This window comes from Streptomyces sp. NPDC043854 (genome assembly GCF_056436005.1).
Window position 1 is genome coordinate 124,960 of the sequence record NZ_JBWKDK010000009.1, and the last position, 26,358, is coordinate 151,317.

Here is a 26,358-nt window from a genome sequence, read left to right on the forward strand (position 1 = left end):
GCCGCCCCAGCCCCCGGGAAACACCGGCCCGGGCCGGGCGGCCGGGTCAGGCGGTCAGGGCCGGCGGCAGCGGGGCGGCGTGGAGGGCCGTCAGGCCCGAGACGGCCCGGGTGAGGCACACGTACAGGCGGCGCAGGCCGGTCCGCTCGTCCGGTTCGCCCGCAACGATCGCGGCGGGCTCGTCCAGCACGACGTAGTCGTACTCCAGGCCCTTCGCGAGCGACGCCGGCACCAGCGTCAGCCGGGTCCGGGCGGTGGTCTCCTCGCCCGGGGACAGCCAGGCCAACCCGGCCGCCTCCAGGGCCCCGGCCAGTTCCGGGATCCGGGCGTCGGCCGCGATCAGGCCGATGGAGCCCTCCCGTTCCAGCGAGTCCCGGCAGGCGGCCACCACGGCGGCGGTCAGTTCGGCGGCCTCCGGGACCGGCGTCACCGCCAGCGAGCCGGGCGTCTCGCGGACCGACGAGACCGCCGCCAGCCCGGGGGAGATGGCCGGCAGCAGCCGGGAGGCGTACGCGATCACCTCGCGCGGCACGCGGAAGCCCGCCGTCAGCTCCTCCAGCGCCGCCTCCGGCTTGCCCAGGTGTGCCAGGGCCTCGGCCCAGTCACGGGTGGCCCACGGCGTGGTGCCCTGCGCGAGGTCGCCCAGGACCGTCGCGGAGCCGGTGGTGCAGCGGCGGCCGACCGCCCGGTACTGCATGGGGGAGAGGTCCTGGGCCTCGTCGAGGACGACGTGGCCCAGCGAGGGCGTGCGCTCCACCAGGTCGGCCACCTCGTCGATGAGGACCAGGTCCGCCGGGGACCACGTCGCCGACTTCACGCTGCGCGCCGGCTTGGCCCACAGCAGGAGCCCCTGCTCCTCCTGCGACAGGATCCCGTCCGCGTGCGCGGCCAGGAACTCCGCGTCGGACAGCAGCCGCAGCACCAGCTTCGCCGGGTCCACGGCCGGCCAGACGGCCTTGACCAGGGCCTTCACGGCGGCGTTCCGCGCGACCGAGTCCTGCACCCGGTCGTCGGGCGCCTCGCCCGCCTGCTCCATCCGTACGAGCACGGCGTGCGCGACGCGCTGCGGCAGCGCGTCGCGGGCGGCCCCGTAGCGCATGTCCCGCCCCTGGAGCTCCGCCACGATCTCCTGGAGCTCGTACGCGGGGACCCGCCAGCGGCGCGAGCCGCGGACCACCATCAGGGGCTCGGCGGGCTCGGTGACGTGCGAGCGGACCGCGCGGCGCAGCACCTCGGCCATGCGGGCGTCGCCCTTGACGACGGCGGTGTCGGCGGCGTCGGCGCCGCGGACCTCCAGGCCGTCGCGGGTGACCAGGTCCTCCACGGTGGCCTGCTTGACCTCCAGCTCGCCCAGGGCGGGCAGGACCTGCTCGATGTACTGGAGGAAGGACCGGTTCGGGCCGATGACGAGGGTGCCGGTGCGGGCGAGCCGCTCGCGGTGCGCGTACAGCAGGTAGGCGACGCGGTGCAGGCCGACGGCGGTCTTCCCGGTGCCGGGGCCGCCCTGGACGCAGACGGAACCGGACAGCCCGGAGCGGACGATCTCGTCCTGTTCGGGCTGGATCGTGGCGACGATGTCGCGCATCGGGCCGACGCGCGGCCGCTCGATCTCCTGCTGGAGCAGCTTGCTGACGGCGGCCGCCTCGGCGGGGTCGGAGAGGTGCTCGTCCTCGTAGGCGGTGAGCTCGCCGCCGGTGTAGCCGAAGCGGCGGCGCAGGGCGACGTCCTGCGGGTCCTTCTTGGAGGCCCGGTAGAACGGCTGGGAGACGGGCGCCCGCCAGTCGATGACCATGGGGTCGCCGCCGGCGTCGTGGACGTGGCGGCGGCCGATGTAGAACTGCTCGCCCTCGGCGCCCTCGGCGAGCTCCGCGCCGGGGGCGTGGAGGTAGTCGAGGCGGCCGAAGAAGAGGGGCGTGTGGGCGAGGTCGGCCAGCGCCTTGATGCGGTCGTCGATCTGGGCCTGGAGGACGAGCGCGTTGACCCAGTTCGCGGTGACGTCGCGGATGTCGAGGGCCTCGACGTCCTCGCGCATGGCGCGCAGGGCGGCGCGGGAGGCGGCGAGGTGGGCCTGCTCGCGGGCGAGGGGGTTCGCCTCGACGGCGGCGGCCGGTGCGGTCGCGGTGGCGGTCGCGGTGGCGGCCGGGGCGGGGGCGGCGGGCTCGGGGGCGTGCGAGGGCACGGGACTGCCTCCAGCGGCTGGTCTGCGGGGGTCGGTGGCGTGATCGGTTGCGCGGCCGGCGGGCCTCGCGTGCCCGCCGGTTACCGGCCGGTGGGCGCTCTCCCCGATACGGCGGCGGGAGGCGGCAAGAGCGGAGATTGTAGTCAGGGGGCCCGCGCGGCGCGAACGGATTTCCCGGGCCGGAGGTTCCGGGCGGGCCGTCCGCCGGCCGGGTGTCGTACCCGGGTGTGTCAGACCTCGGGGTGGGGCCCTAGGGGCCGGTATGGGACGCAAGGAGGAGGCGGGGGCCCCGGGGATTCCGTCCCGGGAGCGATGCGCCGGACGGGGCCCCGAACGCACCATGGAGGCATGAGCACCGCAACCTTCACCCCGGTCCACGGTGGCCGCCCGAGCGGCGCCACCGCCACTTCCGACACCCGCCACCGCCACGTCGTCGGCAACGTCCTGCGCGCCGCGAAGGTCTTCGCCGCGGCGGCCGTGAGCGTCGTCGTCCTCGGCGAGTACGGCGAGGACGCGGGCGTCATACGCCGCTGACCGGCTGGCGGCCGGCCACACCCGCCGCGGCCGCCGTCCGAGCCGGTTCCGCTTCGGCGCACTCCGGCATCCCGGCCCGGCAGCCCGGCGAAGCCGCCCCGCTGGCCGGATACCGGCGGCCCCCGCCGGTGATCCACTAGGGTCACGCCCGTGATCCGGCGTCTCCACCCACTCCACCCCCTCCCCTCGCCGTCGCCGCTGGCCGGCGTGCTGGTCACGGGTTCGCTGCTCGCCCTGGGCGTGCTCTGCATCGTCCTGCGCATTCCGATTGCCGATGCCCTCGTCGACGCCGTCGCCGGGATCCCGGGAACCGAGTGGCGCCCGCCCGCCGCCTACCCGCCCTTCGCCGCGATCCTGTTCACCCCGGCCGCCTGGCTGCCGCCCGGTGTGCTCAAGGCCGTCTTCGTGCTCGGCAACGCCGGCCTGCTGGCCCTGCTGATCCTGCTGTCCTGCCGCCTCGCGGGCCTGCGGGCCCGGCCGGGCCCGGTCCTGGCCGCCACCATCGCCGGGCTGTGGGCCGAGCCGCTGTTCCAGGGGCTGCTGCCCGGGCAGGTCAACCTGGCGCTCGCCTGCCTGGTCCTGTGGGACCTGGGCCGCCGGGAGGCCGCCCTCGGCAAGGGCTTCGCCCTGGGCACGGCCGCCGGGATCACCCTGACCCCGGCGGTGTTCATCCCGTACCTGCTGCTGACCGGGCGGATCCGGGCGGGGCTGACGGCGCTGGCCGCGTTCGCCGGCACCGGGCTGCTGGGGCTGCTGGTGCTCCCGCAGGAATCCGCCGAGTTCGGGGACCGCCTGCTCGGCGCGGCCGGCCCGGTCCTGCTGCTGTACTGGCCGCACCTGTGGGTCTGGGCCGTCCCCCTGCTCGCCTTCCTGGCCCGCCTGGCCCGCCTGGCCCGCGCGTCCGCGCCCGTACGGGTGCCGGCGGCCGGACCCGTACGGACGGGCGGGTCCGCGCCCGGCGGCCTCCGGCCGCCCGCCCTGCCGGCCGTTCAGCCGCCGGCCGTTCAGCCTCTTGCCGTGCAGTCGCCGGCCGTGCAGTCGCCGGCTGTCCGGCCGCCGGTTCAGTCGCCGGCCAGGAGCTCGTCGGCGTCCATGATCCGGTAGGCGTAGCCCTGCTCGGCCAGGAACCGCTGGCGGTGCGCGGCGAAGTCCTGGTCGATGGTGTCGCGCGCGACGACCGAGTAGAACCGGGCCTCGTGGCCGTCCGCCTTCGGGCGCAGCACGCGGCCCAGCCGCTGGGCCTCCTCCTGGCGGGAACCGAAGGTTCCGGACACCTGGATGGCGACGGTCGCCTCGGGCAGGTCGATGGAGAAGTTCGCGACCTTCGACACCACCAGCACGCTGATCTCGCCCTCCCGGAAGGCGTCGAAGAGCTTCTCCCGCTGCACGTTGGAGGTCTCGCCCTTGATGACGGGCGCGTCCAGGTGCTCGCCGAGCTCGTCGAGCTGGTCGATGTACTGCCCGATGACGAGGGTCTGCTCGCCGCGGTGCTTGCGCACCAGGGCCTCGGTCACCTTCCGCTTGGTCGCCGTCGTCGCACAGAAGCGGTACTTCTCCTCCGTCTCGGCGGTCGCGTACGCGAGGCGCTCCGACTCGGTGAGGTTCACCCGGACCTCGACGCAGTCCGCCGGGGCGATGTAGCCCTGCGCCTCGATCTCCTTCCACGGCGCGTCGAACCGCTTCGGCCCGATCAGCGAGAACACGTCGGACTCCCGCCCGTCCTCGCGGACCAGGGTGGCGGTGAGGCCGAGCCGGCGGCGGGCCTGCAGGTCGGCGGTGAACTTGAACACCGGCGCCGGCAGCAGGTGCACCTCGTCGTAGAGGATCAGGCCCCAGTCGCGGGAGTCGAAGAGCTCCAGGTGCGGGTAGACGCCCTTCCGCTTGGTGGTGAGGACCTGGTAGGTGGCGATGGTGACGGGCCGGATCTCCTTGCGGGTGCCGGAGTACTCGCCGATCTCGTCCTCGGTCAGCGAGGTCCGCCGGACCAGCTCGTGCTTCCACTGCCGGGCCGAGACCGTGTTGGTGACCAGGATCAGCGTGGTCGCCTTGGCCTTGGCCATGGCCCCCGCGCCGACCAGCGTCTTGCCAGCGCCGCAGGGAAGCACCACCACGCCCGAACCGCCGTGCCAGAAGCCCTCCACGGCCTGCTGCTGGTAGGGGCGCAGGGCCCAGCCGTCCTCCTCCAGCTCGATGGGGTGCGCCTCACCGTCCACGTACCCGGCGAGGTCCTCGGCCGGCCAGCCCAGCTTGAGGAGGGTCTGCTTGATCTGGCCGCGCTCGGACGGGTGCACGGCGACGGTGTCGGCGTCGATCCGGGCGCCGACGAGCGGGGTGATCCGCTTGGACTTCAGGACCTCCTCCAGCACCGGCCGGTCGGTGCTCGCCAGCACCAGGCCGTGCACGGGGTGCTTGGAGAGGGTGAGGCGTCCGTAGCGCGCCATGGTCTCGGCGACGTCGACGAGCAGGGCGTGCGGGACGGGGTAGCGGGAGTACTCGACGAGCGCGTCGACGACCTGCTCGGCGTCGTGCCCCGCGGCCCGGGCGTTCCACAGGCCGAGCGGGGTGATCCGGTAGGTGTGGATGTGCTCGGGCGCGCGCTCCAGCTCGGCGAAGGGCGCGATGGCGCGGCGCGCCGCCCCGGCGAGCTCGTGGTCTACCTCCAGGAGGAGGGTTTTGTCGCTCTGGACGATGAGAGGCCCGTTCACGCACGTCCCTTTCCGGCGTCGGGTGGCCGCCCGGTCGCGGACGGCCAAACCTCCAGTCTGCCGTATCGACGGGCGGCGGGGGTGTCCCACGGGCTGCCGGGCCGCCGGTGCGCTCGTGGAAAATTCGGTGGCAGGACGCGGCGGGCCGGTGCCTAGGGTCGGAGCATGAGTGATCAAGAGGCTTTCGTGCCCGACGACTTCGACGTGCCCCTGGAGCTGGCCGGGGAGGGGTTCCGGCTGGAGCCGCTGGGCGAGCAGCACAACGAGCGGGACCTGGCCGCCTGGGGCGGCAGCATCGCGCACGTACGGGCCACGCCCGGGTTCGGGGGGAGCAAGTGGCCGCCGGAGGAGGGGATGTCCGCCGAGGACAACCGGCGCGACCTGGCCCGGCACGCGCGGGACTTCGCGGCCCGGACCGGGTTCACGTACAGCGTCCTGGACGGCGACGACGTGATCGGCTGCGTGTACATCTACCCGGCGAAGGAGGGCGGCAGCCCGCGGCCGGTGCACGTCACCTCCTGGGTGCGGGCCGACCGGGCGGCGCTGGACAAGCCGCTGTACGAGACCGTCTCCCGCTGGCTCGCGGAGGTCTGGCCGTTCGGGCCGGGGCGGGTGGTGTACGCGGCCCGCTGAGAGCAGGGGCGCGGTACGGCCGAAGGGGCCCGGCACGCTGTCGTGTGCCGGGCCCCTTCGGGTGTGGTTGCGGATCAGACCTGGGACTCAGGCCTGGGACGCGGCCTTGCGGCGGCGGGCGCCGAGCCAGACCGCGGCGCCACCGGTGGCGACCAGGGCCGCGGCCAGGGCGGAGTACAGGCCGGTGTTGGAGCTGGCGCCGGTGTTCGCGAGGGAGCCGGAGGAGCCCGTGGTGGTGGTGCCGGTGGTGCCCGTGGTGCCCGTGGTCGCCGCGGTCGTCGAGGCGGACGCCGACGGGGACGCGGAGGCCGAGGCGGACGCGGACGGAGACGGGGAGGCGGAGCCGCTCGGCGACGGCGAGGGGGAGGACGTGGTGGCCGGGGCCAGCTCGATCTTCGTGTCAACGCGGTCGAACGCCCAGGTGTTGCCCGTGGCGAGGCCCACTTCCGCGAACGCATTGATCTGGGTGGCCTTCGTCAGCTTCGCCTTCGGGCCGAGCTTGATCTGCAGGCGGGTGGTGCGCTCGCCTGAGGCCGCGCTGAAGCCCTTCTCGATCTCGGGCAGCGCGAAGCGGGAGGAGCCGGGATCGAGCTTGACGTCCTGCCAGGCGCCGCCGACCTGGGCAGCCCGCACCTGGACGTCGGGGGTGGTGCCGTCGGGGGTCTGCAGCGTCAGGTGGGTGGCAAGCGCGGTGTTGAACTCGCCGTCGTCGGTGACGCGGTACTTCACGTTCAGCTCGCGGCAGTCGGGCGCCGTGCTGCCCTGGCAGGGGCCGATGCCGTTGAGCACGGTCGTGAACTTGCCGACCCTGGCGGGCGCATCGGCCTTGAAGGTGAGGGAGGCCTTGCCGGCTGCCGGCACCTCGTTCTTGTACGACGAGGCGTCCAGCGTGAGGGCGCCCTTGTTCGTCGGGTAGTTCGCGCCGAGGCCGACGGTGACCTTCCAGGTCAGCTTGCCGGCCGCCGGCACCTCGAAGCCGCCGTCCCCGGCCTTCTTGCCGGTGGGGAAGAAGTAGCCCTGCCAGCCGCCGTTCTGCTGCCCGATGCTGGACTCCGTTGCCGGGCCGTCGCCGACCGCCTCGACCTTGAAGGTCACGTCGCTCGTCTGCAGCAGGCCGGGGCCGGCGGCCTTGCCATCGATCCACGGGTGGAAGGCACGGGCCTTGTCCGAGGGGTTGGTCACCGTCAGCTCGAAGGTCTCCGTCGCGCCGCCCCGCTTCAGCGGGCTGCTGGGCGCCAGGGGGTTCATCGTGATCTTCAGGACGCCGTTGTCCTCGGCCGGCGCGGCGTACGCCGACAGCGGCATGAAGGCGGTGCCGGCGACGGCGGCGACCACGGCGGTGGCGGCAGCGGCGCGGACGGGGCGGCGGAGGGCGGTGCGAGCGGACATGGCGGATTCCCCCCAAGGAACCAGGACGGGCAGGCGCTCCGCGAGGAACGGGCGCCGGCGGGAAGGCGACGGCAAGTGCGCGTGGCGGCCGCGGCAGCGTGCCGGGCCGGTGGGTGAGGGCGGTGCGGGTGGTGCAAGTGGTGCGGAGTGTCGTAGCGGGCCGGTGCTGCTGTCTGCTGCTCTGCTTCTGCCGCTCTCCGTGGGCCGCTACTGCGACGTACTGATCTTCACACAATGTGTACGACCACTGCATCCCCCGTGTGTCACCGCTGTGCAACAGAACACCGGGGCCTCTTGCGCCCCTTCTGACCTGCGCTAACAGGTATGAGAGGCTCCGCTTTCCGCCCCGCCCGGCTACCCCCCGAGGTGCGCCAGCGCGCCCGCCGGATAGGGCGTTTCCGCAGGCAGCAGAGCACGCGCCGCGGCCTCGTCGCCGGCCTGCACCAGGGCGTGGATCTCCCGCGCCAGCGGGGTGACATCGCGGATGGAGACCGTCCACTCGTCGGCGTACGCCCGCGAGGCCGGCCCGGCGAGGCCCAGCTGGAGCGAGCGGTACGGCAGCGGGTTCAGGTGCAGGTCCCGCTCGGGGTCCCACTGGACGCGGGCCGGGGACTCGCGCAGGGAGCGCTGCCAGGCCTCGCGGTCGGTGTGCGTGCCCGGCTCGTAGTGCGACAGGCAGGCGCGGCGCAGGGCCTCGTCGAAGCCCTCCCGGGTGATCTCGACGGCCAGGACGGTCTCCTGGTCGGTCTTCGTGGCCCAGCCGCAGCGGTACATCATCCACAGGAACGACGGCTTGATCCAGGTCATCCGCTCCCGCTTCCAGGCGGCCGGGAACCGGCCGTCGCGGGCCGCCGGGAGGCCGAGGCGGGGCGAGTACGCCTGGTAGACGGTGATCGTGGTGTCGGTGTGGGCGGCGCGGATCTGCCGGTCGGGCGCCGTCCGCGCCTCCGGGGCCCGCAAGGGCGTGCTGTCGGACATGGGGTCAGACTCTATGAGCCGCGCCGGCGTTGGCCAGCGGATTTCGCCGGCCGCGACCGCTAGAGGTGTTCCTCCTCCAGCTCCGCGACCCCGGTGATCCGGTGCAGGGCGTACGTCCGCACCTCGTCGGCCGTGTGGTCGTAGCCGGTGACGAAGCCGCCCTCCACCCGCACCGGGGCGATGACCCGCTGGCTCGCCGCCCCCTCCGCGTTCACGTAGCCGATCCACACCGACGAGCCCGTCAGTGCGGCCGCCTGCACCGTGGCCAGGGTTTCCGCCGCGCTGGTGCGCGGGAGTTCACCGGGGGCCGGCGCGGCCGCGGACCCGCCCGCGCCGGCCGGCGCGCCCGCCGGCTCCTTGCGGACCGCCGTCGCCGCGCGGTCGCCCCCGCGGATGGCCCGTACGGCCGCCCCCAGCAGGGTCTCGTCCGGCACCGGCGGCCCCTCCGGCACCGGTACGGGCTTCGCCCGCGCCGGGGTGCGGCGGGCGTCGGCACGGGCCACGAGCACGTCGCCGGTCTGGGACTCCGCGGCCGGGGCGTAGCCCATCGCCCGCAGCCCGTCGAGCAGGGCGGTGGGGTCGGCCTGCGCGGCCAGCACGGTCGGGGCGAGGCGCCGCAGGCCCAGCCCGGCGGACCGCTTGTCGGCCAGGATCTCGTTCAGCATGCCGTCGTCGTCGCAGCGCACGTACGAGGACGCGGCCCCCACCCGCAGGTGGCCGTGGCGCCGGGCCACGTCGTCGATCAGGTACGTCAGCGGCTGCGGGACCGGGGTGATGCTGTGCTCGGAGAGGAAGGCGTGCAGGTCGGAGGCGGTCCGCCCGGCGTCCAGGGCCCGCCGGACCGAGCCGGGCGTGAACCGGTACACCGTCGCCCCGCCCTTGGACTCCACCTCCGCCAGGACGGCCAGCACCTCGCCGAGCGGCCGGCGCAGCGGCCCGGGCGCCACGGCCGTCAGGTCGGCCTGGAGCAGCAGGTGGTCGACGGGCTCCGGCAGCAGCGGGGCCAGCAGCGGCGCCGGGTCGCGGTGCTCCAGCAGGGCGCGGCCGGGCGCGGAGAGCGCGCCGCGGCCGGTGACGCCGAGCGCCTCGGCCTCGGCGAGCGTGAACCGGGCCAGGCGGGCCCGCAGTTCGCTGGTGCCGCGGACCGGCCGCTCCCAGGCGAGCCGGTCGAGGAGGACCTCCGGATCGGGGGAGCCGCCCTCGGGGAGGGCGGCGAGCAGCTCCAGGACGCGGCGGCGCACCTCGGGGGCGCCGGAGCGGTCCAGGCCGGGGCCCAGGGCGGCCAGGGTGCGGCCCTTGGGGTCCTGCTCGCCGACCATGCCGGCGGTGCGGGTGGCCGGCAGCCAGGCCTCGGCGAGGGCCGACCAGCGTTCGGCGGGCGGGAGTTCGGCCCAGTCGTCGAAGGCGGGGGTGGGCGCGTACCGCTCGTCGGCCTCGCCGTCGCCGGCCAGCAGCCCGGCCGCGTAGGCGAGTTCGACCCAGAACGCGGCGGTCGCCTCGTCGGTGTCCAGGGTGGCCGCGGTCCGCTTGAGGTCGCGTACGGACAGCCCGCCCGCGCGCAGCACCGGGGGGCCGGCGTGCTCCCAGGACTTCACCAGCTCCTCGACGGTGGCGAGGGCCGCCAGGGCCTGCCCGGCCGCGTTGGCGTCCACAAGCTGTGGACGGTGCTCGTGCTGCGCCGCCACCTGCGGTGCCAGCGGCTCCGGGGTGCGGTGCGCGAGCCCGCCCCGCAGGTACAGGGCCACCTCGCGGGGCAGCACCACGGTCCGCGGCGACGCCGGCAGCAGCAGGCCGCGGTCGCGCAGCCAGCGCACCGGCGGCGCCGGGTCCGGGGTGACCTCCCCGTACGGCGGCCCCCACACCAGCCGGTCCAGCACCTGCCGGGCCTCCGGCGGAGCCGCCTCCAGCAGGGCCGCCATCCGCGCCGGGTCGGTGAACAGGCCGGTCAGCGCGGCCACCGCCGACACCGGGTCGTGGGTGGCCGGCAGCCCGGCCGCCGCGACGATCTCCTGGATCCGGGTCGGGGACATTCCGGCCGTGGCCTCGGCGACGGTCGGGCCCAGGCCGGTCGGCGAGGGGCGGGCGGCGGACGGCGCGAGGAGCTCGCGGGCGGTGCGGACCAGGCGCAGCCGGTCGTCGTCGCCCCACACGAGGGCCTGGTCGCGCAGGGTGGCCAGGGCGCGGGGGAGCTCGGCGCGGGTGCCGTTGTCCGCCGGGGCGGGGGGTTCGGCTTCCGCCGGGGTACGGGTGCCGGCCAGCAGGGACTCCAGGACCCCGTACGGGCACGGGTCCGGGGCCACCGCCAGGGCCTCGGCCGTCTGCAGCGCGAACCGGTCGAGCCGGTCCAGGGCGCGGACCACCGAAGCGCGGGTCCCGGCCCGCGTCGCCAGCTGCGTCACATCGCCCGGCACCGGGCTCAGGAGATCCGGGCGGGCGTGCAGCAAGGCGGCCAGCGCCGTGTCGTCGCGGGCGCGCAGCGCCTCGGCGAGGGAGCGCGGGGCGCTGCTGCTTGCTGTGGCGCTGCTCGGCTCAGGCACGGTCGCCTCCTGGTCGCGTCGGCCGGTCCCCATCCGGCCAACGGTATCCGCTGCGCCCTCGACGGCTCCACGGGCCGCACGCGCTACCTTTCGGAAGGGCGGTGCGGGACGGTACGGGAGGAGCCGGGCATGGGGATCGAGAGCGACCACCTCGTCTACGCGTATCTGAGCCGCGTCGGGGACCTGGCGCAGCAGCGGCAGCTGCCCTCCGGCGACCGGATGCGGCTGGTGGCGGGGCTGCGGGACGAGATCGACCGGCAGCGCGCCAGGTACGAGCCGGAGACGCCGGACGCGGTCCGCCACATCCTGGAGCGGATCGGCACGCCGGAGGACGTCCTGGACGGTACCGGCGCGCCCCCGGCCGAGGCCGCGAAGCCCAGGGCGGAGACGGGGACGGTCCCGACCCAGCGCGGCCCGCGCCGCACGGCGCCCGCGGCGGGCAGGGACGAGCCCGACTGGTGGCGCATCACCCCGAGCCCCTACGGCAGCGGGGCGCAGGTGGAGGGCTTCACGGGCGGGATCGAAATCCCGGAGCTGTTCGCACGCCCGGAGGACCCGGAGGCCGCGGAGGCGGGGTCGAAACCGTCGGGCGGGAAGGCCGGGGCGGCCGCGCCGAAGCAGACCCTCGCACGCTTCCTGCGGGAGCGGTGGCGCGCGAAGAAGACCGGCCAGGCGGCGGGGGAAGCGCCCGCCAAGGCCCAGGCGGCCGCTTCGGGCCCGGCACCGCGCCCGAAACCGCACGCCTTCCTCCTCCTGGCCGCGGGCGTCCTGGTGGCCGGAGCCGTGGCCGGCTCGTGGCTGCTGCTGGTGGGCGGCTGGGTGCTGGCGTACGCGTCCCGGGTGCTGGGGCCGACCGAGCGGAAGGCGGTCGTCTTCGGCGTGCCGGGGGCGGTGTTCGCCGGGGCGGTGGTCTGGCTGTGGGGCCGGCTGGAGGGGCGCTGGGGCGAGCCGCTGACGGACGAGGGGCTGGGCGGGGTCTTCGAGGGCATGTGGCCCTGGCTGGCCCGGGCCGCGGCCCTGGCCTCGGCCGCCTACCTCGTCTGGCGCTCCCGCCGCCGCTGACCCCCCTGCCGGGCCTGCGCCGCCCGGACCGGGCCCCCGCCGCCGTCCCCGCTGCCGGCTCCGGGCCGGGGTGTTCGTCCGGGGTTCGGGTCGGGGTCGCGGGGGGTTCAGGTTCGGCCCGGGGCGGAGTCGGCACAATGGCCGGCATGACCTCCGAGACCGCCGAGACCGCCGAGACCGCTCCGGGCTCCGCCGCCCCGCTGACCGTCGGGTTCGACCTCGATATGACGCTGATCGACTCGCGCCCCGGCATCAAGGCCGCCTACCAGGCGCTTTCGGCCGTGACGGGGACGTTCATCGACGCCGACCAGGCGGTCACCCGGCTAGGGCCCCCGCTCGACGAGGAGCTCGCCTACTGGTTCCCGGAGTCGGAGATCGAGGCCGTGGCCGACCGCTACCGGGAGCTCTACCCCGCGTACGCCATCGAGCCGACGCCGGCGATGCCCGGCGCCCGCGAGGCCATCGCGGCCGTTCAGGCGCTCGGCGGCCGGGCGATCGTCGTCACCGCCAAGCACGAGCCGAACGCCCGCCTCCACCTCGACCACCTCGGCATCCGCCCGGACGCGGTCGTCGGCTGGCTGTGGGCCGAGGCCAAGGCGGAGGCGCTGCGCGCGTACGGGGCGCAGGTCTACGTCGGCGACCACGTCGGCGACGTACGCGGCGCCCGGACCGCGGGCGCGCTGTCGGTGGCGGTGCCCACCGGCCCGTGCCCGGAGCCGCAGCTGCGGGAGGCGGGCGCGGACGTGGTGCTCCCGGACCTCACCGCTCTGCCGGACTGGCTCGCCGAGTACGTCCGCAACGGGCGGATGGTTCGGGTGTAGGGCTGCCGGGCCGGCCTCTCAGCCCTTGGCGCCCTTGGCGGCGTCGGTCGTCGTCGCGCGGGCGGCGCGGCGCTGGGCCGCCGCCGAGCGGAGCACGCCGGCCGCGGAGATCGCGAAGCCGACGCCCATCAGCATGCACACGGCCCACGCGTACGACGGCAGCGGCTCGGTGTCCAGGAACAGCGGGGCCATCGTCGCCAGGGTGGCGACGGCGCCGATGATGAAGACGATGCCACCGGCCCGCACGAGCCCGTCGCCGGGCCGCGCTTCGTCGGTGTGATGAGTAGGAGTAACAGTCACCGGGCCAGGGTAGTTCCCTGGCCTGAGCAGCCGACAGCGTGGAGCCGGCGAAGGACCGGGGATCGTCTTGTCACCTGCCCATCGCCCACTAGCCTGGAGACGGCGGGTCACACATGGCCCGCTGCGCTGTTATCCGGAGCCGCCGCGGCGGCCGCCCGGGCCCGACGAGCAAGGACAGAGGACAGACGTGCCCACCGGCAAGGTCAAGTGGTTCAACAGTGAGAAGGGCTTCGGCTTTCTCTCCCGAGACGACGGCGGCGACGTCTTCGTCCACTCGTCGGTACTCCCGGCCGGGGTCGACGCACTCAAGCCCGGCCAGCGCGTCGAATTCGGCGTTGTCGCAGGTCAGCGTGGGGACCAGGCCCTGTCGGTGACGGTGCTGGACCCCGCGCCGTCGGTGGCTGCCGCGCAGCGCCGCAAGCCGGACGAGCTGGCCTCGATCGTGCAGGACCTCACCACCCTGCTGGAGAACATCACCCCGATGCTGGAGCGCGGCCGCTACCCCGACAAGGGGCACGGCACGAAGATCGCCAACCTGCTCCGGGCGGTCGCCGACCAGCTCGACGTCTGACCAGGACGTCTGACCAGGACGTCCGACCAGGACGTCCGAGCAAGACGTCTGACGCCGCACGCGGTTCACGCTGCCCCGCCGCTCCTCCCGAGCGGCGGGGCACCGTCGTCCCCGGCCCGGCCTACGGGAAGGCCAGCGCGTCCGGGGCGATGGCCGGGACCAGCCCCTCCGCCGCGGCCCGCGTGAGCAGGCCGCGCACCGCCGCGTAGCCGTCGGCGCCGAGGTCGGCGGTGAACTCGTTCACGTACAGCCCGATGTGCTGGTCGGCGACGGCCGGGTCCAGCTCCTGGGCGTGCGCCCGCACGTACGGGCGGGAGGCCTCCGGGTCGTCCCAGGCCATCCGGACCGAGGTACGGGCGGACTCGGCCAGTGCCCGCAGGGTCTCGGCGCCCAGCGACCGCTTGGCGATGATCGCGCCGAGGGGGATCGGCAGGCCGGTGGTGTTCTCCCAGTGCTCGCCCATGTCGGCGAGGCAGTGCAGCCCGTAGTCCTGATAGGTGAACCGCGCCTCGTGGATGACGAGCCCGGCGTCCACCCGGCCGTCCCGCACCGCCGGCATGATCTCGTGGAACGGCAGCACGACCACCTTGCCGACGCCCTCCGCCGTCAGCACGTCGGCGGCCCACAGCCGGAACAGCAGGTAGGCGGTGGAGCGCTCGCTCGGCACCGCGACCGTCCGCCCGGCCAGGTCCAGGCCCGGCTCCCGGGCCAGGACGAGCGGCCCGCAGCCCCGCCCCAGCGCCCCGCCGCACGGCAGCAGCGCGTACTGCTCGAGCACCCAGGGCAGGACGGCGTACGACACCTTCAGCACGTCCAGCTCGCCGCGCTCGGCCATGCCGTTGGTGAGGTCGATGTCGGCGAAGGTGATGTCGAGGGCGGGCGCGCCCGGCACCCGTCCGTGGGCCCACGCGTCGAAGACGAAGGTGTCGTTCGGGCAGGGCGAGTAGGCGATCGTGAGCGGGTGCGCCCCGTCAGGATGCGCGGCCGTGCTCAGGTCGGTGCTCATGGCGTTCTCCCCAGTGGACGAGTACGGGCCCCAGCGCGCGGAATCCCGCGGTCAGGGCGGCCAGCGCGTCCCCGATGCGCCAGGCGGCCCGGTCCCGCGGCCCGACGGCATTGGACACGGCGCGGATCTCCAGGACGGGCAGCCCGTGCGCCGCGGCCGCCTCGGCGACCCCGAAGCCCTCCATGGCCTCGGCCCCGGCGAGCGGGTGCCGGGCGGCGAGTTCGGCGGCGCGGGCGGCGCTGCCGGTGACGGTGGAGACGGTCAGCACGGGCGCGAGCAGCGCCCCGGCGGCCTCGGCGGCGCGGGCGGCGAGCTCGGCCGGCGGCAGGTGCGCGCTGCGGCCGAATCCGAGCTCCTGCACGGTCCGGAAGCCGTCGGGGGTCTCGGCCCCGAGGTCGGCGGCGACGATCGCGTCGGCGACGACGAGGGAGCCGGGCGGTGCGGCGGGCTGGAAGCCCCCGCCGATGCCGGCGGAGACGACGAGCGTGTAGTCGGCCAGCGCGAGGGCGGTGGCCGTGGCGGCGGCGGCCGCGGCCGGGCCGACACCGGCGACGAGCACGTCGGCGGCGAGGCCGGGCAGGTCGCGGCGGATGAGGAGCCGGCCCCCCGGGAGCGCGCGCGGCTCCGGCGCGGCGGGGTCCGGGTGGGGTGTGAGTCCGGCGGCGACGGAGTCGGCCTCCGCCGCCACCGCGGTCACGATGAGCGCGCGCACGGTCGCCTGCGCGGTGCTACTTGAGCTTGATGTTGTAGGCCCAGACGGCGAGCGGCTTGCCGTCCTCGCTGACCTGGACGATGTTCAGCTTCTTCGAGGACGGGGCCTCGCCCTGGCCGCCGGTGGCGAAGATGTCGGCGCCGGGGAAGCTGCGGTAGGTGTTGGAGGACGGCTCGGTGATCGGCTGGCCGTCCAGTACGGCCTGCCAGCGGTTGCCGTCCTCGACGACCTCGGGCTCGACGCCCAGGCGCAGGGTGTCACCGCGGCCGTAGTCGATGGTCTTGGCGTCCTTCGCTTCGGTCAGGCACTCCTGGACCTTTTCGATGGACAGCTCCGCGCCGTCCCGGCAGACGGCTTCGGCGGACACCGACGAGGTGCCGACCGTCACGGTCGCCAGCGGGGTCGGCTTGTCGCAGGCGGAGAGGACGAGGAGGCCGGCGGACACGGCTCCGAGGGCCGCGACGCTGCGGCGGCCCTTACCCGAGATAAGCGGTGCGGTCATGAGCCGAAGGCTATCGGGCCCGTGGGCTCCCCCGCCGCACGGGGTCCCGCCGACCTGCGGCGCGCCGCCGCGGGCCCACCCGGCCAGGCCCGCCCGGCCCACCCCGGACCCGCCCGCGGCCCGCACCCGCCCACGCCGCGCCGCACCCGCCGCCCGCCCCTGCCCGCGTCGCCCGGTCCGCCCCTCCGCCGGCCGTCGGCCCCCGGCCCCGGTCAGGCGACGCGGGGCCGGGGGGAGCCCGTGTGGCGGTGGCGGGGGGCCGACAGCAGGCCGCGTACGGCCATCGTGGTGCCCGCGGCGACGATCGCGGCGGCCACCGCCATCCCCAGTACCCCGTTCAGCGGCAGCACGATGCCGATCGCGCCGCCCAGCACCCACGCCACCTGGAGCAGCGTCTCCGACCGGGCGAACGCCGAGGTCCGCACCGCCTCCGGAACGTCCCGCTGGATCGTCGCGTCCAGCGACAGCTTCGCCAGCGCCTGGGAGAACCCGGCCGTGGCCCCCAGCACCGCCACCATCAGGCCACTGAAGAACACCGCGGCGAGGACCGCGATCCCGAGGGCCAGCGAGAGCACGGCCGCGATGATGCCCTCCGGGGCCCGCGCCTTCAGCCAGGCGCCCACCGCCGTTCCGCTTGCATTCCCGATGCCCGCGCAGACGCCGACGATGCCCAGCGACACCGCAGCGCTCTGCCCGGACAGCGGGTGCTCGCGCAGCAGGAACGCCAGGAAGAAGATCAGGAACCCGGACAGGCCGCGCATCGACGCGTTGGCCAGCAGGCCGCACAGCACCGAGGTGCTGACCGTGCGCAGCCCCGGCTTCTTCGAGTGCGGCTCGTGCGTGGACAGCCGGGCCCGCCGCTCGCCCTTGGCCTCGTCCACCTTGTGCGGCAGCGAGAACGCCGCGAACGTACCCCCGAGGAAGATCACGCAGGCCCCGTACAGCGGCCACTGCGGCCCGATCGCGTTCAGCCCGGCCGCGACCGGGGCCGCCGCGCCCGTCGCGAGCAGTCCCGCCAGCGTGACCCGCGAATTGGCCTTCACCAGGGAGAAGGCCGGCGGCAGCAGTCGCGGCACCACCGCGCTGCGCACCACCCCGTACGCCTTGGACGCCACCAGCACGCCCAGCGCCTCCGGGTACAGCTCGAGGCCGCCCGTGGCCACCGCGCCCGACATCAGCAGCGCGAGCACCGCCCGCACCAGCATCGCCGCGGCCATCGCGGCGCGCCGCCCGTGCGGCAGCCGGTCCAGCAGCGGCCCGATCACGGGCGCCAGCACGGCGAACGGGGCCATCGTGATGGCCAGGTAAAGGGCGACACGGCCACGTGCCTCGTCCGTGGGGACCGAGAAGAACACCGTGGACGCCAGCGCCACGGTGATCATCACATCGCCGGCGCCGTTGACGGCGTGCAGCTCGATCAGCTTCCCGAGGCCCGACTCGCCCGCCCCGTGCGCGTGCGTCGCCCGCCGGATCCCGCGCGCCGTACCGGTGACGGGAAGGTGCAGGGCACGCCCGATCGCCCGGCCGGCCCGTCTGGCCGGTCCCGAGCCCTCACGCGACGACCGTGCAGGTGCCACACTCGACATAGTGCCCCACGCATCTGCCGCGGTCCCGTCCCGGCGCGCTCCGGATCCGCGGCAGGGCGGCGGCCCTCGGCGCGAGCCCGGAATCGCGTTCCGGTTACGGTCGGGTCGCAGGGTTGTCCGCGAATCGGACCTTGCATGTGGGCCACGGGCGTCGGAGGAGGTAGCGTGCGTAGCGCGCCACCGGCGGTTGCTCTTGGCCGCGCGCCTCCTCGCGATCCCGCAGAATGGATTGCAGGTGGGTGTGCCCGAGGCCGATCGGGCGCGGACGTCGACGCGGCCCCCAGGTCCGCTCCGCTCGCGCCACGTACGGACAGGACCGACGGGTCGTTGTGGACGACAGTACGGACGGCGCACTCGTGAGACGGCGTAGGAGAGAACGAGACCTGTGAGTGCTGCGACGACGCGAAGCCGTACCCCCGACCGCCTGTGCGCCGAGGCCGTGGACCTCGCCCGCGAGGCGGCCCAGGAGATCGCCGCGCCCGGAGTCGTGGGCGAGCACGTGTCCGTGATCGCGGAGGGCGACCGGGTCGTCACGCACTTCTTCGAGTGCACGGACCCCGGCTACCGGGGCTGGCGGTGGGCCGTCACCGTGACCCGCGCCTCCCGCGCGAAGAACGTCACCCTCGACGAAACGGTGCTCCTGCCCGGCTCCGACGCCCTCCTCGCCCCCGAATGGGTGCCGTGGAGCGAGCGGCTGCGCCCCGGCGACATGGGCCCCGGCGACCTGCTGCCCACCGACGCCGACGACCTGCGGCTGGAGCCCGGCTACTCCGGCGAGGACGTCCCGCCGCCGAACTCCCCGGTCTCCCACGAGATGGCCGAGCTGGTCGAGGCCGAGGACGCCGACGTCACCGACCGCACCGTCGTCCCGGCCCGCGGCTCGATCGCCGCGGTCGCCGAGGAGCTCGGCATGCGGCGCGCCCGCGTCCTGTCCCGCTACGGCCTGCACACCGCCGCCGACCGCTGGGACGAGGGCTACGGCGCCAAGACCCCGATGGCGCAGGCCGCGCCCGCCTCCTGCGTCTCCTGCGGCTTCCTCATCGCGATCGGCGGCTCCCTCGGCCAGGCATTCGGCATCTGCGCCAACGAGTTCGGCCCCGCCGACGGCCACCTGGTGTCCCTCTCCTACGGCTGCGGCGGCCACTCCGAGGCCGCGGTCATGCCGAAGCCGCTGCGGCCCGCACCGCCCGTCCTCGACTCGATGGCCGCGGACGAGTTCCCGCTGCGCCCGGCCCCCGACACCGGATCGGTGCCGTCGGCGGACCTGCCGGCCGCGGACCTCGGCCACTCGTAACCTCCGCACCTCCGCCCGGGGCGCGGCACCACAGCCCCCTGGCACACCGGCCGGCGCGGCGTACCCTCGGCGCATGGGGGACATCGCGGGGAACTTGGCGGGGGACGCGGAACGCGGCATGGTCGGGCGGGACGGCCGGGTCACCGGCACCGTCGGCCCGGGCCTGGTGGGCGAGGTCATCGTGCGGGTCCGGGGCGGCGCCGAGCACTTCCTCGCGTACCCGGCACCGGGTACGCGCCGACTGCCCGTCGGGACGATGGTCACGGTCGTCGAGTACCAGCCGCCGCGCACGGTCTACGTGATGGCGGCATACGGAAACTGAGCCGGCAACAGGGCAACGCCCTTTGTGACTCGGTACCAAGACGGCGACAACACCGCGCAGACGTCTTCTGCGCCGGGCCGGCGCAGGCGCACACTCACACCCTCGTCAGTGCCGAACGGCACTGCGCCAAGGGGGGAGTTGCCGATGGACGTCGGCGTCATCGCGGGAATCGTTCTCGCTGGGGTCCTTGCCCTGATCGGCCTGTTCAAGCTCATGTGGCGGGTGGCCGAACCCAACGAGGCACTGGTCATCTCCGGTTCGGCGCACAAGACCGAGGGACTGGGCGACGGCATGGGGTTCCGGATCGTCACCGGGCGCGGAACGCTGGTCGTTCCGGGCGTGCAGGCGGTACGGAAGCTGTCGCTGGACCTCAATGAGACGCAGCTGTCGGTGGACTGCGTCACCCACCAGGGCATCCCGCTCCGGGTGAAAGGCGTGGTGATCTTCAAGATCGGCGACGACCTGGTGTCGATCGCCAACGCCGCACGCCGCTTCCTGGACCAGCAGAAGATCATGCCCGAGCGGGTGCACATCGTCTTCGCCGGCCATCTGCGGGCCATCGTCGGCGGGTTGACGGTCGAGGACATGATCCGCGACCGGGAGAAGCTGACCGGGCAGACCCGGGCCGCCTGCGGCACGGAGATGGAAAAACTCGGCCTGATCGTCGACTCGCTCCAGATCCACGAGATCGAAGACCCGACCGGCTACATCAAGAACCTCGCGATGCCGCACGCCGCGGCCGTGCAGCGGGACGCGCGCATCGCCCAGGCCGAGGCGAACCGGCTGGCGACGGAGGCCGAGCAGACCGCGTCCGCGCGGATGGCGGAAGCCACCCGCGACAGCGAGATCCTCCAGGCCGGCTACCAGGCCGAACGGGACAAGGCCGCGGCCACCGCCCGGCAGGCCGGCCCGCTGTCGGAGGCGGCGGCCCGGCAGGAGGTCGTCGTCCAGGAGACCCGGGTCGCGGAGCTGGAGGCGTACCGGCGCGAGCAGCAGCTCCAGGCGGACGTCCGCAAGCCGGCGGACGCGGCGGCGTACGAGATCCGGACCCGGGCCGAGGCGGAACGCGACGCCCGCATCTCCGCAGCCCAGGCGCAGGCACGGGAGACCGAGCTGGCGGCGGCCGCGGAGGCGACGCGGGTGACGACCGCGGCCAAGGCGGACGCGGCCGCGACCGAGGCGCGCGGCATGGCGGAAGCGAAGGCGACCCGGGTAACCGGTGAGGCGGAGGCGGCCGCGACGGAGGCGAAGGGCCTCGCGGAGGCGGCGTCGGCCCGGGCGAAGGGCCTCGCCGAGGCCGAGGGGATCAAGGCGCGGGCCGCTGCGCTGGCGGAGAACCAGGAGGCGGTCGTCGCCCAGCAGCTCGCCGAGAACTGGCCGGCGATCGTGCAGGCGGGCGCCGGGGCCTTCGAGAAGGTGGACCACATGGTCCTGCTGAACGGGGCCGAGGGCATGTCGGAGATGTTCACCAAGGCCCTGACCATGGGCGGCGCGGGCCTGGGCCTGGCCCGCCAACTCCTGTCGACGATGTCCCCGCCGCCGGCCCCCGCTCCGGCCCCCGGCCCGGTCCCCGACCCGGCCCCGGCCCCGTCGTCGGAGGCATCCCCGACGGCCGCGACCCCGATCCCCATCGCGGACGCCTGACCCCCGGCTGCGGGCCGCCCGTGCCTCCCCTGCGGCGCCGGGGCTGCCGTCCGACTGCGGGCCGTCTGTGCCTGCCCGCGCAGTTCCCCGCGCCCCTGGGGGGCGGCCCCTGCCCGGTGGTTTGCTGCGGGCCGTGCGTGGGTGGTCGCCCAGTTCTCCGCGGCCCTGGGCCTGATCCCTCGCCCGGCGGAGCCATTCAGGGGCGCGGGGAACTGCGCGCTCGGCCACGGTCGACCCGCACTCACCCGTCGGCGGGCGGCGCTCGTCCGGTGACGGGCGGGTCCCCAGCCGGTGGCCTCGGAGTCACTGGCTGGGTCGGGGGCGCGGGGAACCGCGCGAGGGGGCGCGGCGCGGCCCGGCGGTGGGGGCCGGCGGCCCCGCGGAGCACATAGGCTCGGCGGCATGAGGCTATTCGCCGCCGTCCTGCCTCCGCCCGAGGCCCTCGAAGAGCTCCGCCGGGCCGTGGACCCCGTCCGGGACCGCCGGCTCCGCTGGACCACGGAGCCGGGCTGGCACTTCACCCTCGCCTTCATGGGCGAGGTCCGCGACGAGGTCCTCCCGGACCTCCACGCCCGCCTGGCCCGCGCCGCCCACCGCACGGAGCCGTTCCCCCTCCGCCTCCACGGCGTCGGCCATTTCGGCAACCGCACCCTGTGGACCGGCGCGGCCGGCGGGATCGACACGATGCGGCTGCTCGCCGAGCGGGCCGACGCGGCGGCCCGCCGGGCGGGCGTGCCGATGGAGCAGCACCGCCGGTACAGCGCCCACCTCACCCTGGCCCGCGGCCACGGCGGTGTCCCGATGCGCCCGTACCTGGACGCCCTCGCCGGCTTCGAGGGCACGCAATGGCAGGTCACGGAGCTCAGCCTGGTCCGCAGCAACCTGCCGGGCGGCGGCATGCCCGGGGAGCGTCCCCGCTACGAGGTCGTCGGGTCCTGGCCCCTGGGCGGCACCCCGGCCGGCTGACCCGCTGCCCCCGCCCCCGCCGTGCCGCCGCCCCTCCGTGAGGGGAACGGCGGCGGGCGCGTTAGGCTCGACGGGTGGATCCCAAGACCCGTAACCGTGTGATGGCCGGTGTGCTCGTGCTGATGTTCGTCGTCGTGGCCGTGGCGGCCGCCGTCGGACAGTAGGCACAGGAGCCCGTCCCGGCAGCGGCCGCCCCGCTACCAGGCGAATGCCTCCGGTGACGCGCCCGGCCCCGGGAACACCTCGTCGAGGCCGTCCAGCACCTCCTGCGAAAGCTCCAGCTCCACCGCCCGCACCGCGGACGCGAGCTGTTCCGGCGTACGCGGGCCCACGATCGGCCCCGTGACCCCGGGCCGGGTCAGCAGCCACGCCAGGGCCGTCTCGCCCGGTTCGAGGCCGTGCTTGTCCAGCAGGTCCTCGTACGCCTGCACCTGAGCCCGTACGGAGGTGTTGGCCAGCGCGTCCGCCGACCGCCCGGAGGCGGTGCGCCCGGACGAGGCGGCCTTGCGGAGGGCGCCGCCGAGCAGCCCGCCGTGCAGCGGGGACCAGGGGATGACCCCGAGGCCGTACTCCTGCGCGGCCGGGACGACCTCCATCTCGGCGCGCCGCTCGGCCAGGTTGTACAGGCACTGCTCGCTGACGAGGCCGAGCCGGCCGTGCCGGGCGGCGGTCTCGTTGGCCTGGGCGATCTTCCAGCCGGGGAAGTTCGAGGAGCCGGCGTAGAGGATCTTGCCCTGTTGGACGAGGACCTCGACGGCCTGCCAGATTTCCTCGAAGGGGGTCTGCCGGTCCACGTGGTGGAACTGGTAGAGGTCGATGTAGTCGGTGTTCAGGCGCTTGAGGCTGGCGTCGACGGCCCGCCGGATGTTCAGCGCCGAGAGGCGGTCGTAGTTGGGCCACGGCTCGCCCTCGGGGGCCATGCTGGCGTAGACCTTGGTGGCGAGGACGGTCTTCTCGCGGCGGCGGCCGCCCTGCGCGAACCAGGTGCCGAGGATCTCCTCGGTGCGGCCCTTGTTCTCGCCCCACCCGTACACGTTGGCGGTGTCGAAGAAGTTGATGCCGGCGTCGTGCGCGGCGTCCATGATGGCGTGGCTCTCGGCTTCCCCGGTCTGGGGGCCGAAGTTCATCGTGCCGAGCACAAGTCGGCTGACCTTGAGGCCGGTGCGTCCGAGCTGCGTGTACTTCATGGGCACCAGCCAACTGGGTGGAGTGCACTCCAGGCAAGTGCCGCGGGCGGAGGGCGTGTTGCGGGCCGTTACGCCGTGCCGGCCGGGCGGTACGGGCCGCCGATGCCCCACGCCTGGTGCAGGACGGCCGCGAACTCCCCGGCGAGGCGGTGCTCCCCGGAGGCGTTGGGGTGGGTGCCGTCGTAGGTGTCGCGGTGGATGTCGTACGCGTCCGGGCGTGCGCCGAGCAGGATGGGCGAGGCGTCGGTGGACAGGTCGGCGACGGCCTTGGCGAGGAGCTCGTTGAACCGGGCGACCTCGGCGGCGAACGGCTCGTCCTCCTCGGCCCGGACGTTCGGTATCACCGGCAGCAGGATCATCCGTATGCCGGGGCGGGCGGCCCGCGCCTCGGCGACGAACCGGCGCATGTTGGCGGCGGTTTCCTCGGCGCCGGTGTAGAAGCCGAGGTCGATGAGGCCGAGGGAGACGAGCAGGACGTCGGCCCGGTCGGCGGCGACGGCGGGGCCGATGACGGGGGCCATGTGCTGCCAGCCCTCGCCCCAGCCGGCCAGGTGGCGGCGGGCGCGTTCGGGGAAGCCGGGGTCCGCGTACGCGTGGCTGGTCGGCGTGTCGGCGTGGGTGTCGTACAGCTCGCAGCGCGGTCCGACGATCCGGTACGGGCCGCCGAGGGTGGCGTTGAGGTGCTGCCACATCCGGTAGCGCCAGGTGTAGTCGCCGGCGCGTCCGATGGTCATGGAGTCGCCGACGAACATGAAACGCATCCGGTCATCATCGCGGATCACACGCCGGACACCCCTGTGATGCCGGACACGCGGGCGGCTTTGGCAGGCTGGGGTCATGCGCCTGTCGTTGCCGTCGTTCCGGTCGTTGCCGTCGTGCCCGTCGCTCCCGTCGCCGTTCACCCTTGCCGCAGCGGGTGTCGCGGCCGCCGCCGTCCTCGCGGTGGCGCCGGGCCGGGCGGCCGCCGCGCCCTCGCCCGCGCCGGCGCCGGCGCCGGCCGGGTTCACCCTCGCCGATCCGCGGATCAAGGAGTCGAGCGGGCTGGCGGCGAGCCGGAGCCATCCGGGCGTGTACTGGACGCACAACGACAGCGACGACGGCCCCTACGTGTACGCGGTGGACTCGGCGACCGGGAAGACCGTGGCGCGCCTGACGCTGACCGGCATCGGCAAGCCGCGCGACGTGGAGGCCATCTCGGTGGGGCCGGACGGGAAGGTGTACGTCGGCGACGTCGGCGACAACCGCAACGGCACCTGGGACCACGTGTGGATCTACCGCTTCCCGGAGCCGAAGCAGCTGGCGGACGCCACGGTCGAGGGGGAGCAGTTCACGGTGAAGTACGCCGACGGGCCGCGCAACGCGGAGGCGCTGATGGTGCATCCGGTGACGGGCCGGGTGTACATCGCGAGCAAGAGCGAGGACAAGGGCGGGCTGTACGAGGGCCCGGAGCGGCTGACCGCGTCGGGGACGAACGTGTTCCGGCGGGTGGCGGACGTGCCGTGGGTGACGGACGGGGCGTTCTCGCCGGACGGGAGCCGGCTCACTCTGCGCGGCTACTTCTTCGCCCGGACGTACCCGTGGAAGGACGGCCGGCCGGAGGGCGAGGGCGAGCGGGTGGACGCGCCGTGGCAGGGCCAGGCGGAGTCGGTGGCGTACTCGCCGGACGGGTCGACGCTGCTGTTCGGGGCGGAGGGGGAGGGCAGCCGGGTGGTGGCGGTGCCGGTGAAGCCGGCAGCGGGCGGCCCGGCCGGGTCCGGGGGCCCGGCTGCCCCGCCGTCGCCGGGGACCCCGCCGGGCGCCGCGGCCCCGCAGGGCCAGGGCGGCGGCGGGTTCACGAAGGGGGCGGCGGTGCTGCTGGTGGGCACGGTCCTGGTGCTGGCGGGCAAGCGCCTGGTACGCCGCCGGCCGCGCCCCTGAGTTCGCGCAGTTCCCCGCGCCCCTGGCGTGCTCCGCCGGGCCGGGGCTCTCGCTCAGGGGCGCGGGGAACTGCGCGAACAGCCACGCACGGCCCGCGGCCGAACAGGGGCCGCACACGGCCGGCGCCTGCGGCCGTCAGGCGGCTCGCACCAGGATGCCGCCGGCGGACTTCGACGGGACGAAGGCCACCCCGTGGCGGCTGACGCTCAGCCGGAGGTTGCCGACCCGGGACAGGACCAGCGCGATGCCGGCCGCCGCGGCCAGGGACACGGCGCCGCCGGCGGCCATGCCGATCCGCGGGCCGTACGCATCGGTGATCCAGCCGACCAGCGGTGCGCCGATCGGGGTGCCGCCGGTGAACACCATCATGTACAGGGCCATCACCCGGCCCCGCATCTCGGGATCGGTGGCGGTCTGGACGCTCGCGTTGGCGGTGACGTTGACCGTCAGCCCGAACATCCCGATCGGCACGAGCAGCGCCGCGAACAGCCAGAAGCCGGGCGCGAACGCGGCAGCGACCTCCAGGGCGGAGAACAGGACCGCCGCTGCGACCAGCAGCCGCAGCCGCGAGACCCCGCGGCGCGCCGCGAGCAGGGCTCCGGCCAGGGAGCCGGCCGCGAGCAGGGTGTTGAGGAACCCGTACGTGCCCGCGTCCTCGTGGAAGACGTCCCCGACGAAGGCCGACAGCCAGATCGGGAAGTTGAACCCGAAGGTGCCGATGAACCCGACGAGCACGATCGGCCAGACCAGCTCGGGGCGCCCGGCGACGTAGCGCAGGCCCTCCCGCAGCTGGCCCTTGGCGCGCGGCTGCGGCCGGACCGGGTGCAGCTCGGCCGTCCGCATGAGCAGCAGGCCGGCGACGGGGGCGGCGAAGGACAGCCCGTTCAGCAGGAAGGCCCAGCCGGAGCCGACGGCGGTGATCAGCACACCGGCGACGGCCGGGCCGACCAGCCGCGCGGACTGGAAGTTGGCGGAGTTCAGGCTGACGGCGTTGGCGAGCTGCCCGGGGCCGACCATCTCGGAGACGAACGTCTGCCGGGCGGGGTTGTCCACGACCGTGATCAGGCCGAGCAGGAGCGCGGCCAGGTACACGTGCCAGACCTGGACGTGCCCGGCGAGGGTGAGCCCGGCCAGTGCGACGCCGGTCAGGCCCATCAGGCTCTGGGTGGCGACCAGCAGCGGCCGCTTCGGCAGCCGGTCCGCGAGGACGCCCCCGTAGAGGCCGAGGACCAGCATCGGAAGGAACTGCAGCGCGATGGTGATGCCGACGGCGGAGGCCGAGCCGGTCAGGGACAGGACCAGCCAGTCCTGGGCGATGCGCTGCATCCAGGTGCCGGTGTTGGATACGGCCTGTCCCGTGGCGAAGAGCCGGTAGTTCCGGATCCTCAGTGAGCCGAACATCGAGTTCCGCGAGTTCCTTGCGGAACCCGGGGCCCGGCTCGCGGTGCGAGTGGTAGGGGTGGGTGTATGGCCGGGTGCGGAGGATGCTCCGTTTCCCGTACTCAAGGGCCTT

The 26,358-nt window shown here is 74.9% G+C and carries 24 protein-coding genes; 11 read left to right on the forward strand and 13 right to left on the reverse strand.

Annotated elements, in window-relative coordinates; genetic code table 11:
• Positions 1-46: 46 nt before the first annotated feature.
• On the reverse strand, positions 47-2,032 hold the full coding sequence (locus AC068A_RS11670) for a HelD family protein (RefSeq protein WP_478583950.1): 1,986 nt from the start codon (positions 2,030-2,032) through the stop codon (positions 47-49).
• A 495-nt stretch (positions 2,033-2,527) separates the two neighbouring features.
• On the opposite strand from AC068A_RS11670, the gene AC068A_RS11675 reads away from it, so the two are divergent.
• Together AC068A_RS11675 and AC068A_RS11680 are read left to right on the forward strand one after the other, a co-directional pair.
• The gene (locus AC068A_RS11675) at positions 2,528-2,713 is read left to right on the forward strand and encodes a hypothetical protein (protein ID WP_478583821.1); all 186 of its coding nucleotides are present in this window, start codon (positions 2,528-2,530) and stop codon (positions 2,711-2,713) included.
• A 150-nt stretch (positions 2,714-2,863) separates the two neighbouring features.
• On the forward strand, positions 2,864-3,817 hold the full coding sequence (locus AC068A_RS11680) for a glycosyltransferase family 87 protein (protein WP_478583823.1): 954 nt from the start codon (positions 2,864-2,866) through the stop codon (positions 3,815-3,817).
• Here AC068A_RS11680 and AC068A_RS11685 read toward each other — a convergent pair.
• Positions 3,775-5,418, reverse strand: a complete 1,644-nt coding sequence (locus tag AC068A_RS11685; protein WP_478583824.1) for a DNA repair helicase XPB — start codon at positions 5,416-5,418, stop codon at positions 3,775-3,777. The two genes, AC068A_RS11680 and AC068A_RS11685, sit on opposite strands and share 43 nt — an antisense overlap.
• A gap of 165 nt (positions 5,419-5,583) precedes the next feature.
• Between AC068A_RS11685 and AC068A_RS11690 the strand changes: the two genes are divergently transcribed.
• Entirely contained in the window at positions 5,584-6,051 is a 468-nt protein-coding gene (locus AC068A_RS11690; protein WP_478583826.1) for an N-acetyltransferase, read from the forward strand.
• Between the two features lie 87 nt (positions 6,052-6,138).
• Here AC068A_RS11690 and AC068A_RS11695 read toward each other — a convergent pair whose 3' ends face one another.
• From AC068A_RS11695 to AC068A_RS11705, 3 genes are all read right to left on the reverse strand, one after another.
• Positions 6,139-7,440 (reverse strand): LPXTG cell wall anchor domain-containing protein, encoded by a 1,302-nt coding sequence (locus AC068A_RS11695; RefSeq protein WP_478583827.1) that lies wholly within the window; start codon positions 7,438-7,440, stop codon positions 6,139-6,141.
• Between the two features lie 354 nt (positions 7,441-7,794).
• Positions 7,795-8,418: a DUF4291 domain-containing protein gene (locus AC068A_RS11700; RefSeq protein ID WP_478583828.1), complete on the reverse strand. Its 624-nt coding sequence runs from the start codon at positions 8,416-8,418 to the stop codon at positions 7,795-7,797.
• A 59-nt stretch (positions 8,419-8,477) separates the two neighbouring features.
• Positions 8,478-10,988, reverse strand: a complete 2,511-nt coding sequence (locus tag AC068A_RS11705; protein ID WP_478583830.1) for a helicase-associated domain-containing protein — start codon at positions 10,986-10,988, stop codon at positions 8,478-8,480.
• Positions 10,989-11,084: 96 nt separating this feature from the next.
• On the opposite strand from AC068A_RS11705, the gene AC068A_RS11710 reads away from it, so the two are divergent.
• Positions 11,085-12,017 (forward strand): hypothetical protein, encoded by a 933-nt coding sequence (locus AC068A_RS11710; protein WP_478583831.1) that lies wholly within the window; start codon positions 11,085-11,087, stop codon positions 12,015-12,017.
• 137 nt (positions 12,018-12,154) lie between these two features.
• On the forward strand, positions 12,155-12,838 hold the full coding sequence (locus AC068A_RS11715; protein ID WP_478583832.1) for an HAD family hydrolase: 684 nt from the start codon (positions 12,155-12,157) through the stop codon (positions 12,836-12,838).
• An 18-nt stretch (positions 12,839-12,856) separates the two neighbouring features.
• Here AC068A_RS11715 and AC068A_RS11720 read toward each other — a convergent pair whose 3' ends face one another.
• Positions 12,857-13,138: a hypothetical protein gene (locus AC068A_RS11720; protein WP_478583834.1), complete on the reverse strand. Its 282-nt coding sequence runs from the start codon at positions 13,136-13,138 to the stop codon at positions 12,857-12,859.
• A gap of 187 nt (positions 13,139-13,325) precedes the next feature.
• Here AC068A_RS11720 and AC068A_RS11725 point away from each other — a divergent pair, with 187 nt between their 5' ends.
• Positions 13,326-13,709, forward strand: coding sequence for a cold-shock protein (locus AC068A_RS11725; protein WP_189809581.1), 384 nt, complete (start codon positions 13,326-13,328; stop codon positions 13,707-13,709).
• Positions 13,710-13,830: 121 nt separating this feature from the next.
• Here the strand turns inward: AC068A_RS11725 and AC068A_RS11730 are convergent, their stop codons facing one another.
• The 4 genes from AC068A_RS11730 to AC068A_RS11745 all read right to left on the reverse strand — a co-directional run bounded on the left by AC068A_RS11730 (position 13,831) and on the right by AC068A_RS11745 (position 17,515).
• Positions 13,831-14,715, reverse strand: a complete 885-nt coding sequence (locus tag AC068A_RS11730) for a 1,4-dihydroxy-6-naphthoate synthase (RefSeq protein WP_478583836.1) — start codon at positions 14,713-14,715, stop codon at positions 13,831-13,833.
• Positions 14,681-15,427 carry a futalosine hydrolase gene (locus tag AC068A_RS11735; protein WP_478583838.1) on the reverse strand — a complete coding sequence of 249 codons (747 nt, stop codon included), beginning with the start codon at positions 15,425-15,427 and terminating at the stop codon, positions 14,681-14,683. Before AC068A_RS11735 ends, AC068A_RS11730 begins: the two co-directional genes overlap by 35 nt.
• 16 nt (positions 15,428-15,443) lie before the next feature.
• A complete protein-coding gene (locus AC068A_RS11740) occupies positions 15,444-15,929 on the reverse strand; it encodes a DUF2771 domain-containing protein (protein ID WP_478583840.1) in 486 nt (161 codons plus the stop codon).
• A 212-nt stretch (positions 15,930-16,141) separates the two neighbouring features.
• A complete protein-coding gene (locus AC068A_RS11745; protein ID WP_478583841.1) occupies positions 16,142-17,515 on the reverse strand; it encodes an MFS transporter in 1,374 nt (457 codons plus the stop codon).
• A 385-nt stretch (positions 17,516-17,900) separates the two neighbouring features.
• Between AC068A_RS11745 and AC068A_RS11750 the strand changes: the two genes are divergently transcribed.
• The 4 genes from AC068A_RS11750 to thpR all read left to right on the forward strand — a co-directional run bounded on the left by AC068A_RS11750 (position 17,901) and on the right by thpR (position 21,741).
• Positions 17,901-18,809, forward strand: a complete 909-nt coding sequence (locus AC068A_RS11750) for a DUF3027 domain-containing protein (RefSeq protein WP_478583843.1) — start codon at positions 17,901-17,903, stop codon at positions 18,807-18,809.
• 118 nt (positions 18,810-18,927) lie between these two features.
• Positions 18,928-19,131 carry a hypothetical protein gene (locus AC068A_RS11755; protein WP_478583952.1) on the forward strand — a complete coding sequence of 68 codons (204 nt, stop codon included), beginning with the start codon at positions 18,928-18,930 and terminating at the stop codon, positions 19,129-19,131.
• A gap of 144 nt (positions 19,132-19,275) precedes the next feature.
• Positions 19,276-20,775: a flotillin family protein gene (locus AC068A_RS11760; RefSeq protein ID WP_478583844.1), complete on the forward strand. Its 1,500-nt coding sequence runs from the start codon at positions 19,276-19,278 to the stop codon at positions 20,773-20,775.
• 402 nt (positions 20,776-21,177) lie between these two features.
• Complete coding sequence (thpR, locus tag AC068A_RS11765; protein WP_478583846.1) at positions 21,178-21,741, forward strand: RNA 2',3'-cyclic phosphodiesterase; 564 nt, start codon at positions 21,178-21,180, stop codon at positions 21,739-21,741.
• 197 nt (positions 21,742-21,938) lie between these two features.
• Here the strand turns inward: thpR and AC068A_RS11770 are convergent, their stop codons facing one another.
• Positions 21,939-22,928, reverse strand: coding sequence for an aldo/keto reductase (locus AC068A_RS11770; RefSeq protein ID WP_478583848.1), 990 nt, complete (start codon positions 22,926-22,928; stop codon positions 21,939-21,941).
• A 68-nt stretch (positions 22,929-22,996) separates the two neighbouring features.
• On the reverse strand, positions 22,997-23,689 hold the full coding sequence (locus AC068A_RS11775) for a GDSL-type esterase/lipase family protein (protein WP_478583850.1): 693 nt from the start codon (positions 23,687-23,689) through the stop codon (positions 22,997-22,999).
• A 76-nt stretch (positions 23,690-23,765) separates the two neighbouring features.
• Here AC068A_RS11775 and AC068A_RS11780 point away from each other — a divergent pair, with 76 nt between their 5' ends.
• Positions 23,766-24,845, forward strand: coding sequence for a WD40 repeat domain-containing protein (locus tag AC068A_RS11780; RefSeq protein ID WP_478583852.1), 1,080 nt, complete (start codon positions 23,766-23,768; stop codon positions 24,843-24,845).
• A gap of 135 nt (positions 24,846-24,980) precedes the next feature.
• On the opposite strand, the gene AC068A_RS11785 is transcribed toward AC068A_RS11780, so the two are convergent.
• Positions 24,981-26,351 carry an MFS transporter gene (locus tag AC068A_RS11785; protein ID WP_478583853.1) on the reverse strand — a complete coding sequence of 457 codons (1,371 nt, stop codon included), beginning with the start codon at positions 26,349-26,351 and terminating at the stop codon, positions 24,981-24,983.
• Positions 26,352-26,358 lie beyond the last annotated feature (7 nt).

Bases quoted from the DNA above. Each gene is read 5' to 3' on its own strand.
- AC068A_RS11745 (WP_478583841.1), bottom strand. From the start codon at position 17,515: ATGTCGAGTGTGGCACCTGCACGGTCGTCGCGTGAGGGCTCGGGACCG.
- AC068A_RS11690 (WP_478583826.1), top strand. From the start codon at position 5,584: ATGAGTGATCAAGAGGCTTTCGTGCCCGACGACTTCGACGTGCCCCTG.
- AC068A_RS11700 (WP_478583828.1), bottom strand. From the start codon at position 8,418: ATGTCCGACAGCACGCCCTTGCGGGCCCCGGAGGCGCGGACGGCGCCC.
- AC068A_RS11670 (WP_478583950.1), bottom strand. From the start codon at position 2,032: ATGCGCGAGGACGTCGAGGCCCTCGACATCCGCGACGTCACCGCGAAC.
- AC068A_RS11755 (WP_478583952.1), top strand. From the start codon at position 18,928: ATGGTCGGGCGGGACGGCCGGGTCACCGGCACCGTCGGCCCGGGCCTG.
- AC068A_RS11730 (WP_478583836.1), bottom strand. From the start codon at position 14,715: ATGAGCACCGACCTGAGCACGGCCGCGCATCCTGACGGGGCGCACCCG.
- AC068A_RS11780 (WP_478583852.1), top strand. From the start codon at position 23,766: ATGCGCCTGTCGTTGCCGTCGTTCCGGTCGTTGCCGTCGTGCCCGTCG.
- AC068A_RS11740 (WP_478583840.1), bottom strand. From the start codon at position 15,929: ATGACCGCACCGCTTATCTCGGGTAAGGGCCGCCGCAGCGTCGCGGCC.
- AC068A_RS11715 (WP_478583832.1), top strand. From the start codon at position 12,155: ATGGCCGGCATGACCTCCGAGACCGCCGAGACCGCCGAGACCGCTCCG.
- AC068A_RS11675 (WP_478583821.1), top strand. From the start codon at position 2,528: ATGAGCACCGCAACCTTCACCCCGGTCCACGGTGGCCGCCCGAGCGGC.
- AC068A_RS11760 (WP_478583844.1), top strand. From the start codon at position 19,276: ATGGACGTCGGCGTCATCGCGGGAATCGTTCTCGCTGGGGTCCTTGCC.
- AC068A_RS11770 (WP_478583848.1), bottom strand. From the start codon at position 22,928: ATGAAGTACACGCAGCTCGGACGCACCGGCCTCAAGGTCAGCCGACTT.
- AC068A_RS11710 (WP_478583831.1), top strand. From the start codon at position 11,085: ATGGGGATCGAGAGCGACCACCTCGTCTACGCGTATCTGAGCCGCGTC.
- AC068A_RS11775 (WP_478583850.1), bottom strand. From the start codon at position 23,689: ATGCGTTTCATGTTCGTCGGCGACTCCATGACCATCGGACGCGCCGGC.
- AC068A_RS11695 (WP_478583827.1), bottom strand. From the start codon at position 7,440: ATGTCCGCTCGCACCGCCCTCCGCCGCCCCGTCCGCGCCGCTGCCGCC.
- AC068A_RS11705 (WP_478583830.1), bottom strand. From the start codon at position 10,988: ATGGGGACCGGCCGACGCGACCAGGAGGCGACCGTGCCTGAGCCGAGC.
- thpR (WP_478583846.1), top strand. From the start codon at position 21,178: ATGAGGCTATTCGCCGCCGTCCTGCCTCCGCCCGAGGCCCTCGAAGAG.